The 9,847-nt window shown below is 62.8% G+C and carries 12 protein-coding genes; 2 read left to right on the top strand and 10 right to left on the bottom strand.

Features of this window, described 5'->3' with window-relative positions:
* Positions 1 to 183: 183 nt before the first annotated feature.
* The 10 genes from A7K61_RS29505 to ccmA all read right to left on the bottom strand — a co-directional run bounded on the left by A7K61_RS29505 (position 184) and on the right by ccmA (position 7,545).
* Complete coding sequence (locus A7K61_RS29505; protein ID WP_047710411.1) at positions 184 to 579, bottom strand: hypothetical protein; 396 nt, start codon at positions 577 to 579, stop codon at positions 184 to 186.
* 16 nt (positions 580 to 595) lie between these two features.
* The gene (gene ccmI / locus A7K61_RS29500) at positions 596 to 1,786 is read right to left on the bottom strand and encodes a c-type cytochrome biogenesis protein CcmI (protein WP_032892671.1); all 1,191 of its coding nucleotides are present in this window, start codon (positions 1,784 to 1,786) and stop codon (positions 596 to 598) included.
* Positions 1,779 to 2,252: a cytochrome c-type biogenesis protein gene (locus A7K61_RS29495; protein ID WP_069558935.1), complete on the bottom strand. Its 474-nt coding sequence runs from the start codon at positions 2,250 to 2,252 to the stop codon at positions 1,779 to 1,781. The genes ccmI and A7K61_RS29495 overlap by 8 nt, the downstream gene beginning before the upstream one ends.
* Entirely contained in the window at positions 2,249 to 2,785 is a 537-nt protein-coding gene (locus A7K61_RS29490; RefSeq protein ID WP_032892673.1) for a DsbE family thiol:disulfide interchange protein, read from the bottom strand. The genes A7K61_RS29495 and A7K61_RS29490 overlap by 4 nt, the downstream gene beginning before the upstream one ends.
* Entirely contained in the window at positions 2,782 to 4,770 is a 1,989-nt protein-coding gene (locus tag A7K61_RS29485; protein ID WP_032892675.1) for a heme lyase CcmF/NrfE family subunit, read from the bottom strand. The genes A7K61_RS29490 and A7K61_RS29485 overlap by 4 nt, the downstream gene beginning before the upstream one ends.
* 3 nt (positions 4,771 to 4,773) lie before the next feature.
* Positions 4,774 to 5,232: a cytochrome c maturation protein CcmE gene (ccmE, locus tag A7K61_RS29480; protein WP_032892677.1), complete on the bottom strand. Its 459-nt coding sequence runs from the start codon at positions 5,230 to 5,232 to the stop codon at positions 4,774 to 4,776.
* A complete protein-coding gene (gene ccmD, locus A7K61_RS29475) occupies positions 5,229 to 5,405 on the bottom strand; it encodes a heme exporter protein CcmD (protein WP_003172771.1) in 177 nt (58 codons plus the stop codon). The genes ccmE and ccmD overlap by 4 nt, the downstream gene beginning before the upstream one ends.
* Positions 5,402 to 6,157, bottom strand: coding sequence for a heme ABC transporter permease (locus A7K61_RS29470; protein ID WP_069558934.1), 756 nt, complete (start codon positions 6,155 to 6,157; stop codon positions 5,402 to 5,404). The genes ccmD and A7K61_RS29470 overlap by 4 nt, the downstream gene beginning before the upstream one ends.
* A gap of 87 nt (positions 6,158 to 6,244) precedes the next feature.
* Positions 6,245 to 6,913: a heme exporter protein CcmB gene (ccmB, locus tag A7K61_RS29465; protein WP_003189951.1), complete on the bottom strand. Its 669-nt coding sequence runs from the start codon at positions 6,911 to 6,913 to the stop codon at positions 6,245 to 6,247.
* Positions 6,910 to 7,545 (bottom strand): cytochrome c biogenesis heme-transporting ATPase CcmA, encoded by a 636-nt coding sequence (gene ccmA / locus A7K61_RS29460; RefSeq protein ID WP_069558933.1) that lies wholly within the window; start codon positions 7,543 to 7,545, stop codon positions 6,910 to 6,912. The genes ccmB and ccmA overlap by 4 nt, the downstream gene beginning before the upstream one ends.
* A 200-nt stretch (positions 7,546 to 7,745) precedes the next feature.
* On the opposite strand from ccmA, the gene A7K61_RS29455 reads away from it, so the two are divergent.
* Together A7K61_RS29455 and A7K61_RS29450 are read left to right on the top strand one after the other, a co-directional pair.
* Positions 7,746 to 9,323, top strand: coding sequence for a flagellar hook-length control protein FliK (locus A7K61_RS29455; protein ID WP_044267493.1), 1,578 nt, complete (start codon positions 7,746 to 7,748; stop codon positions 9,321 to 9,323).
* On the top strand, positions 9,320 to 9,649 hold the full coding sequence (locus A7K61_RS29450; RefSeq protein WP_044267490.1) for an EscU/YscU/HrcU family type III secretion system export apparatus switch protein: 330 nt from the start codon (positions 9,320 to 9,322) through the stop codon (positions 9,647 to 9,649). The genes A7K61_RS29455 and A7K61_RS29450 overlap by 4 nt, the downstream gene beginning before the upstream one ends.
* The last annotated feature ends 198 nt before the right edge of the window (positions 9,650 to 9,847 follow it).

The following is a 9,847-nucleotide window of genomic DNA, read 5'->3' as shown; positions in this document are numbered from 1 at the left end:
AACACAATCCAACTGTGTTGACTGTCAGGCCGCCTTCGCGAGCAAGCCCGCTCCCACAGTTTGGATTGTGGGGTGTCAGGTGGATAGGTGTCGGCTGGCAGGCCGTCATCGCAGGCAGCCCCCACCGTTGTTAGCCTTTCAAATCGAACATAAAAAAGGCGACCCTAACACGGTCGCCTTTTGTCATTGCGCGTACTGCTTGCTCAACCCCGGCGGCACGCCTTGCACGTTGGTTTCTTCCCATGGCCCATTGGGGCTGATGGAACGGCTCCAGCCGTTGCTCCAGCGGTAGTAGGTGCGCTGGCGGTAGAAGGTGTCAGGCTGATCGTCCAGCACGTACACCTGCATCTTGCCGTCCCAGTGGCTGGCGGCGCCCGGCGGTGGGGCGAAGGTCGGCGATTTGCTTGGCAGGGGCTTTGGCGGCGGCGTCACAGGGCCCGAAGGTTTGGTGTTCGGCTGGGTCGAGGGGCCCGACGGTGGAATAGTCGGGCCGGTCGGCGCCGCAGGTGGGCGGTGGACCGCACAGGCGCTCAGGCCGAGTACCAGGCTGAGCAGGGTGATGCGTGCATATGCGGTCATGGGCGTGTCCTCAGAATTACTGGTCCGGAGTGTCGATGGTCAATTGCTGCAGCGCAGTGGTGCTGCTGGCCAACGGTTGGCTGCGGCCGATCCATTCGCCAGTGGTCGGTTGGCCGGCCCGGGATATGCGCGCAACCAGTTGGACTTCGGGGAAGTTGGACAGTTTCAACTGCGGCATCATCGCGTCGGCATCGCCCAGTTCGACGGTAACGGGCAATGCGTCGACGGTCACACGCTTGGCCGCCAAGGGCGCCGGCGGGCCGTTAACGGCGCGGGCGAAGATGAACACGCTGTCGCCTGGCAGGGCCTTGGCTTTGACCTCGGCGGATAGGTCCACACGCACTTTCAGCAGCGCCTTGGGCGCCTGTACGACGCTGCCACCGCTCTCCTTGAGCTTCTCTGCCGCGCGATCAATCCCGCCTTGCAAGGCGACGCGGGAGTTGTCCTCTGGCGGCAATTGCGCGAGCAGGCGGTTCCAGTAGTCGATGGCTTCCTGATAACGCTGGCCCTCAAAGGCGGCGATACCCAGCAGGCCGAGACTGGTGACTTCCTTGGGGTCGAGCTTCAAGGCTTCGTCGGTCAGCGCCTGAACCTTTGGCGACCATTGTTTGTTGTCGGCAAAGTACTGCGCCTGGGCCCATTGGCCGAGCAGTTCCGGTTGGCGCCCGGCCAATGCAACCGTACGTTCAAAGACTTTGGCGGCATCGGCGGCACGGTCCTGGGCCATATAGGCGCGACCGAGGAAGTACAAACCTTCTGCCGAATCCGGTTGTGCAGCGGCGGCACGTTCCAGACGGCGGGTCATGTCGGCCATGGACACCGGTGGCTGGGAAAACTCTCGGGTCAGTTCGACCTTGTCGCTCGCGCCATAATGCAGGTACAGCGCAACGCCCAGCACAGGCACCAGAAACGCCGCCAAAAACGGCAGTGGTTTGCCCAACCGCGATTCACGGGGTTTTTCCACGCCTTCGGTGTCGGCCAGCAACTCACGGGCCGCTTCGGCGCGGCCCGTGTCGAGTTGCGCGGTATTCAACACACCTTCGTCCTGCTGCGCTTGCAGCTCAGCGACGCGTTCCTGGTACAGCGCCACGTTCAACGCGGTGCGATCCTCTTCGCGCTGGGCACGACGGCCACGCAACACAGGGATCAACAGGAAACTCAGGGCAATCAGTAGCAGCAAACCGGCTGCGAGCCAGAAATCAATCATCAGTCTTGGTGTCCAGCAATTGGTCGAGGCGTTTGCGCTCTTCAGGGGACAGCGCATCAGCGCCATCAATCGGTGCGATGCGGCGACGGCGCACGATAACGGCCATCACCACCACGCCAGCCAGCAACAGCCCGGCCGGGCCGAACCACAGCAGCGCAGTCTTGCCGGTGAGCGCCGGTTTGTAGCGCACGAAATCGCCGTAGCGGTCGACCATGAAATCGATGATCTGCTGGTCGTCCTTGCCCTCCCCCAGCATGCGGAAAATCTCCCGGCGCAGGTCGGTAGCGATCGGGGCGTTGGAGTCGGCGATGTCCTGGTTCTGGCATTTAGGGCAGCGCAGTTCCTTGGTCAGGTCGCGGAAACGCTCGCGCTCGGCGTCGTTGGCAAATTCATAGGTGTCGATGGCGGCGTGGGCCACACCAGCCAGGCCCAGGGCTAAAACAGCTGCGGTCAACCAACGCTTCATGGCTTGGCCTCATCGACCAGGGCCTGGTACTTGGCGGCCAGTTGCTCGCGCCACACCGTTTCGTCGATCACGCCGACGTACTTGTCGCGGATCACACCTTTGGCGTCGATGAAGAAGGTTTCCGGCGCGCCGTACACGCCGAGGTTCAACCCCAGGTTGCCGTCTTCGTCGCGGATATCCAACTGGTACGGGTTATGAAATTCCGCCAGCCACTTCAAGGCCGCCGCATTGTCGTCCTTGTAGTTGATGCCGTAGATCACCACGCCTTTCTCGGCCAGTTTGTTCAACACCGGGTGTTCGACGCGGCAAGAGATGCACCAGGTGGCCCACACGTTGACCAGCGCCGGCTTGCCCTGCAAGTCGGCCTGGGTGAGGGTCTTGTCACCCTGCACCGTTGGCAGGTTGAAGGCGGGGAACGGCTTGCCGATCATCGCCGAAGGCAGCTCGGCCGGGTCCAGGTACAACCCGCGATACAAAAACACCGCCACCAGCAAAAACAACGCCAGCGGCACAACCATCAACCAACGCTTCATACCGCAGCTCCCGATAGGCCAAGCGCTTCACGCACCCGGCTCTTGACCTTGACCCGATAGCGCCGGTCCAACGCCGCGAGCAACCCGCCGAACCCGGTGAGCAACCCGCCGAACCAGATCCAGCGCACGAAGGGTTTGACATGCACGCGCACGGCCCAGGCGCCGTCGCCCAGGGGTTCACCGAGGGCCACATACAGGTCACGGGTGAAACCGGCGTCGATGCCAGCCTCGGTCATCATCGAACTCTGCACGGTGTACAGGCGTTTTTCCGGGTGCAGCACGGCGATTTCCTTGCCATTGCGCACCACGCGCACAGTACCTTTGTCGGAGGTGAAGTTCGGCCCTTCGAAGTGCTTGGCACCTTCGAAGATGAAATGGTAACCAGCCAGGTCCATGGACTCGCCCGGCGCCAGGCGCAGGTCGCGCTCGGCGCTGTTCTGGCTGGACAGCACCACCCCAAGGGCGCACACCGCGATACCAATGTGGGCGATCTGCATGCCCCAGTAGCTGCGGGTCAGGGTGGGCAGGCCCTTGAGCAAACCCTTGTGGCGCGTCTTGTCGACGATATCCCGCGCCCCCGCCAGCAACACCCAGGCCGCCAGCAGGAACGTGGCGAGTACCGCCCAATTGAAGTCGCCGTAGGCAAACCCGGCGATCACCGCCAGGGCCACGCTGCCGAGCAGCACCGGCATCAGCATGCCTGCCAGCCATTTCACCGGGGTGTCTTTCCAGCGCACCAGCACGCCAACCGCCATCACCACCATCAACAGGCCCATCAGCGGGATGAACAACGCATTGAAGTACGGCGGCCCCACGGACAACTTGGCGCCGCTGAGGGCATCCAACACCAGCGGGTAGAGGGTGCCGAGCAGGATCATCGACGCGGCCACCACCAGCACCAGGTTATTGCCCAGCAACAGGGTTTCCCGCGACCACAGGTTGAAACCGACCTGGCTCTTGACCACCGGCGCGCGCAGGGCAAACAGGGTGAGCGAACCGCCGACGACAAACAGCAGGAAGATCAGGATGAACACGCCGCGCTCGGGGTCCGAGGCAAACGCATGCACCGAGGTCAGCACGCCCGAACGCACCAGGAAGGTACCGAGCAGGCTGAGGGAAAACGCCGCGATGGCGAGCAGTACCGTCCAGCTCTTGAACACGCCACGTTTTTCGGTAACGGCCAGGGAGTGAATCAGCGCGGTGCCCACCAGCCACGGCATGAAGGAGGCGTTTTCCACCGGGTCCCAGAACCACCAGCCGCCCCAGCCGAGTTCGTAGTAGGCCCACCAAGAGCCCAGGGTGATACCGATACCGAGGAAGGCCCAGGCGACGATGGTCCATGGCCGTGACCAGCGCGCCCAGGCGGCGTCGAGACGCCCGCCGAGCAACGCGGCGATGGCGAACGCGAAGGCCACGGAAAAGCCCACATAGCCCATGTAGAGCATCGGCGGGTGCACGATCAGGCCAATATCCTGCAGCAACGGGTTGAGGTCGTGACCGTCCACCGGGATCTGCGGCAGGATGCGGGTGAACGGGTTGGAGGTCATGATCAAAAACAGCAGGAAACCGATGCTGATCATGCCCATCACCGCCAGCACCCGCGCCAGCATCACTTGCGGCAATTGGCGCGAGAACACCGAGACGGCGAAGGTCCAGCCGCCGAGGATCAAGGCCCACAGCAACAATGAACCTTCGTGGGCGCCCCACACGGCGCTGAACTTGTAGTACCAGGGCAAGGCGCTGTTGGAGTTGTTGGCAACGTAGGCGACGGAAAAATCGTCGGTCATGAAGGCGTAGGTCAAGCAACCAAAGGCGAACAGCAAAAAGGCGAACTGGCCCCAGGCAGCCGGCTGCGCCAGGCTCATCCACAGGCGATCGCCGCGCCAGGCACCCAGCAAGGGCACCACGGCCTGGACCACCGCAAAGCACAGCGCGAGGATCATCGCCAACTGGCCCAACTCAGGAATAAACAGTGCGGACGTCATGGCTTAGCCCTCCTTGGCTGGGGCGGCGGGCGCGGTTTGGCCGCTGTCTTTCAAGGCTTTGGTGACCTCGGGCGGCATGTATTTTTCATCGTGCTTGGCCAACACTTCGTCAGCCACTACCACGCCGTCGGCGTTGAGTTTGCCCAGGGCGACAATGCCCTGGCCTTCGCGAAACAGGTCCGGGAGGATGCCGCGATAGGTGATGGTCACGGCCTTGTTGAAGTCGGTGACCACGAAGGTGACGTCCAACGAATCGCCGGAACGCTTCAACGAGCCCTGCTCTACCATGCCGCCGGCGCGGATGCGCGTATCGACCGGCGCTTCGCCATTGGCGATCTGGGTGGGCGTGTAGAACAGGTTGATGTTCTGCTGCAGGGCGCTCAGGGCCAGGGTCACGGCAATGCCGACGCCGGCCAGGATGGCAAGGATGATCAACAGACGCTTTCTACGCAGCGGATTCACTTTTCGGTCTCCCGGCGCAGACGTCGCGCCTCTTGTTGCAGGTAACGCTTGCGGGCCAGGATCGGCGCGGCGACGTTGAGGGCCAGTACCGCCAGGCAGATGCCATAGGCCGTCCAGACATACAGGCCGTGGTGGCCCATGGCGAGAAAATCACTGAAAGAAGCAAAACTCATCCGCGTGCTCCCAGGCAGTTTTGCACTTCGGCTTTGACCCAACTGGTACGGGCTTCACGCTTGAGCACTTCAAGGCGCATGCGCAGCAGCAGTACGGCGCCGAAGAAACAGTAGAAGCCCAGCACCATCAGCAGCAACGGCGCCCACATTTCCATGGGCATCGCCGGTTTTTCGGTGAGGGTGAAGGTGGCGCCCTGGTGCAGGGTGTTCCACCACTCCACCGAGTACTTGATGATCGGGATGTTGATCACGCCGACAATCGCCAGCACCGCGCAGGCCTTGGCGGCGCTGTCGCGGTTGCTGATGGCGTTGCCCAAGGCGATCAGGCCGAAATACAGGAACAGCAGGATCAGCATCGAGGTCAGGCGCGCATCCCACACCCACCACGAACCCCAGGTCGGCTTGCCCCAGATTGCACCGGTCACCAGCGCCACGGCGGTCATCCACGCACCGATGGGCGCGGCGCATTGCAGGGCCACATCGGCCAGCTTCATCTTCCAGACCAGGCCGACGATGCCGCACACCGCCAGCATCACATAGCAGGACTGGGCCAGCATCGCGGCAGGCACGTGGATATAGATGATGCGAAAGCTGTTGCCTTGCTGATAGTCCGGCGGCGCAAAGGCCAGGCCCCAGACCAGGCCGATGCCGATCAGCAGGATGGCGGCGATACTCAACCACGGCAGCAGCTTGCCACTGATGCCATAAAACCATTTGGGCGAGCCGAGCTTGTGAAACCAGGTCCAGTTCATTGCTGTTTCCATCACGGTGCTTTTCGTCGTGGCGAAAAGCTCAGGGTCTTTACTGACTCCGCGTCGTTAACGCCGGGTCAGACCTCATTATTCACCGACGCTGATTTTCAGGCCGGCGGCTATAGCAAAAGGTGTCAGGGTTACCGCCAGGGCGGTCAGGCTGCCAAGCCACAAGAGGTAACCGGTCGCCGGCATGCCCATGAGCGCGGCTTGCAACGCGCCACTGCCCAGGATCAACACCGGGATATACAAAGGCAGAATCAACAGGGCCAGCAACAGCCCGCCACGCTTCAAGCCGACCGTCAACGCTGCGCCCACCGCCCCCAACAGGCTGAGCACCGGCGTGCCGAGTAACAAGGACAGGAGTAGCACCGGCAGGCATTCAACGGGCAACCCGAGCATCATGGCAAGCAGTGGCGAGAGCAAGACTAGCGCCAAGCCGGAAAAAGCCCAGTGTGCCAGCACCTTGGCCAGCACCAGAAGTGGCAAAGGGTGCGACGAAAGGACCCACTGTTCCAGGGAACCGTCTTCGAAATCACTGCGAAACAGCCCGTCCAGCGAGAGCAGGACCGATAAAAGCGCGGCGACCCATACCAGTCCTGGGGACAAGGTTTGCAACAGTTTAGTCTCCGGGCCGACCGCCAGCGGAAACAGCGCGATCACGATGGCAAAGAACACCAGCGGGTTGGCCAGTTCGGCGGGGCGACGGCACAACAGCCGTGCCTCGCGGGCCACCAACAAGGCGAACACACTCATAGCGACCACCGCCCCAGGTCCAGCTCACGGTAGCCGGCAGGCAAGCGCGCCAAGGTGTGGTGGGTAGTGAGCACCACCAGGCCGCCTTGCTCGCAGTGCTGGGCCAGGTGCGCTTCGAGTTGAGCCACGCCTTGTTTGTCGAGGGCCGTAAAAGGTTCGTCGAGAATCCACAGCGGCGGGCCGGGCAAGTACAAGCGGGCCAGGGCCACACGGCGCTGCTGGCCGGCGGACAGGGTATGGCAGGGAACGTCTTCAAAGCCCTTGAGGCCTACCGCGGCCAGGGCCTGCCAGATGGCTTCACGGGAAGCAGGATGATGCAGGGCGCTGAGCCAACTGAGGTTTTCTTCAGCGGTGAGTACGTCCTTGATGCCGGCGGCGTGGCCGATCCAGATCAGGTTGCGCGCCAGTTCGCTACGTTGTTCGTTCAACGGCTTGCCGTTGAGACGCACCACGCCGGCCGTGGGCTGCATCAGCCCGGCCAGCAGGCGCAGCAGGCTGGTCTTGCCGCTGCCATTGGGGCCACTGACTTGCACCATGTCGCCACTCGAAAGCCGCAGGTCGAGTTGCTCGAACAGCAGGCGCAGGTCGCGTTCACAGGCAAGCGCTACGGCTTCAAGAAGAGGGCTGGTCAAAAGATCGCGGGCCTTTACGGTTCAAGTCGGCGGTGCAGCGGCCGTTATAGAGAGATGCACAATAACGGCTTTGGCGACCGATTTTAGAGAGCTGGATCAAATAGTTGTGAGGTTTTTACCGCTCTCTTTACAGACGGGCGGCATTATACATGCGATGCCCTACTCTAAAGAGGGCAATTTCCCCAGAGACCACGCGCACGATGACCGGTGAGATCAACCTTCCTCCACTGCCGCCCACCTCAGCCCCCGGACCCGCGCCGCTGCCGGCTGCCGGCGAGCTGCTCAAGCTGCTGGAACCGCAGGCCGGGTTGATCGGCCCGGGGAAAACCGTGAACGCCGAGGTCATCGCGCTTAAACAAGGCGGCGAGGCCTTTCAACTGCTGCTCAAGTTGACCCTCGAAGGCGGTCGCCAGACCCTGGTGCAGGCCAGCAGTGCCCAGCCCTTGCCCCTGGGCAGCAACGTGGCGGTGAGCCAGACGCCTGCGGGCAACCTGGCCATCACCTTGCAACAAGCCATGAGCGCCAACGTGGCCGCCCTCACCCGCCTCGACACCACGCAAATGCCGGTGGGCACGCTGCTGCAAGCCAAGGTGCTGACCACGCAGATGCTGCCCCAGGGCACGGCGCAACCGGCGATCTATCGTTCGCTGGTGAGTGTGCTCAATAACGCCCTGGCCGGTGCCACCCTGGCGTTGGAAAGCCCTCAGCCGCTGAGGGTGGGCAGCTTGCTCAGTGCCGTGGTGCAGAACGCGCAAACCCTGAACTTCGTACCGCTGAGCGGCTTGAAAGACCAACTGGCCGTGGCGCAACAGCTCGCCACCCAGCAAAGTCGCCAAGGCTCGCTGGACGCAGTGTTTACCGCCTTGCAAAACCTGCCCCGTGGCGACAGCACATCGGCCGAGCTGCGGGCCGCCGCCGAGCGATTATTGGCGGCCTTGCCCGATCTGGCACAGGTCAGCAACCCCAAGGTGCTGGCCCAGGTGGTGCAGAACAGCGGCGCCTTTCTGGAAGCCAAATTGCTTGCCGGCCAGAACCCGCAAATCCCACCGCTGGACATGAAAGGCGCGCTGTTGCGCCTGGTCGCAGACCTGCTGCCCGCCCTGCCCGCCAGCACCAACCTGAATGCGATCCTCGCCGCCAATACCCTGGCCCAGGTGTTGCCACACTTTGTGCGCAGCCCGTTGAACACCCTCGGCCAGGTCGGCGCCCGGCAGATACCCGCCGGCTTCCCGCTGCCCGAGCGGCTGATGGCAAAACTGGAAGGTGAAGGCGACCTGGAAAACCTGCTACGCCTGGCCGCCGCGGCAATCTCGCGCTTGCAGAGCCATCAACTGTCGAGCCTGGAACAGACCGGCACCACCGCCGACGGCCGCCTGCAAACGACCTGGCAGTTGGAAATCCCCCTGCGCACTCTGCAAGACATCGTGCCGTTGCAGGTCAAGTTTCAACGCGAGGAGCCCGCGCCAGACAAGGACCAGACCGAGCGCAAAGATAAAAAAGACCCTAAGCAAATGCTCTGGCGCGTCGAACTGGCCTTCGACATGGAGCCGCTGGGCCCCTTGCAGGTTCAGGCGCAGTTGTCCCAGGGCAAACTGTCCAGCCAACTGTGGGCCAGCCGCCCGTTCACCGCCAGCCTGATCGAAAGCCACTTGGGCAGCCTGCGCGAGCGCCTGGTGTCATCCGGGCTCAACGTCGGCGACCTGGATTGCCACCTGGGCACCCCGCCACGCGGGCCAAAAACCGGACTGGAGCAACGCTGGGTGGATGAAACCGCATGAAAAACGCCGCCCCACCCCGCCAAGCCATCGCCCTCAAGTACGACGGCCAACAGGCCCCCACCCTGACGGCCAAAGGCGACGACGCCCTGGCCGAAGCCATCCTCAAATTGGCACGGGAAAACGAAGTCCCCATCTATGAAAACCCCGAGCTGGTGAAACTGCTGGCGCGCATGGAACTGGGCGACAGCATTCCGCAAGAGCTGTACCGCACCATTGCCGAAATCATTGCATTTGCCTGGACATTGAAGGGCAAGTTCCCGGTGGGCTACGACCCGGATGCGGGACCGGTGGAACGCGATGTCACTGAACAGGGTGACGATTACTGATTGCTCATGAGCTCCATACACATCCAACTGTGGGAGCGGGCTTGCCTGCGATGGTGGCCTGCCAGCCGAAGCCTATCTACCTGACACCCCGCGATCCAACTGTGGGAGCGGGCTTGCTCGCGAAGGCGGCCTGGCAGTCAACACAGTTGAATTGTGTACATATCCATTGCTGCGGTAACGGCCGCTTAGGGTTCCGCC

This window comes from Pseudomonas sp. AP42 (assembly GCF_001728935.1).
Taxonomy (GTDB): Bacteria; Pseudomonadota; Gammaproteobacteria; order Pseudomonadales; family Pseudomonadaceae; genus Aquipseudomonas; species Aquipseudomonas lactis.
Note: the sequence above shows the minus strand (reverse complement) of the source record. Positions and strands in the feature narration are given on the sequence as shown.

Coding starts and splice junctions, on each gene's coding strand:
- A7K61_RS29505 (WP_047710411.1), bottom strand. CDS start 579: ATGACCGCATATGCACGCATCACCCTGCTCAGCCTGGTACTCGGCCTG.
- ccmI (WP_032892671.1), bottom strand. CDS start 1,786: ATGATTGATTTCTGGCTCGCAGCCGGTTTGCTGCTACTGATTGCCCTG.
- A7K61_RS29495 (WP_069558935.1), bottom strand. CDS start 2,252: ATGAAGCGTTGGTTGACCGCAGCTGTTTTAGCCCTGGGCCTGGCTGGT.
- A7K61_RS29490 (WP_032892673.1), bottom strand. CDS start 2,785: ATGAAGCGTTGGTTGATGGTTGTGCCGCTGGCGTTGTTTTTGCTGGTG.
- A7K61_RS29485 (WP_032892675.1), bottom strand. CDS start 4,770: ATGACGTCCGCACTGTTTATTCCTGAGTTGGGCCAGTTGGCGATGATC.
- ccmD (WP_003172771.1), bottom strand. CDS start 5,405: ATGAGTTTTGCTTCTTTCAGTGATTTTCTCGCCATGGGCCACCACGGC.
- A7K61_RS29470 (WP_069558934.1), bottom strand. CDS start 6,157: ATGAACTGGACCTGGTTTCACAAGCTCGGCTCGCCCAAATGGTTTTAT.
- ccmB (WP_003189951.1), bottom strand. CDS start 6,913: ATGAGTGTGTTCGCCTTGTTGGTGGCCCGCGAGGCACGGCTGTTGTGC.
- A7K61_RS29455 (WP_044267493.1), top strand. CDS start 7,746: ATGACCGGTGAGATCAACCTTCCTCCACTGCCGCCCACCTCAGCCCCC.
- A7K61_RS29450 (WP_044267490.1), top strand. CDS start 9,320: ATGAAAAACGCCGCCCCACCCCGCCAAGCCATCGCCCTCAAGTACGAC.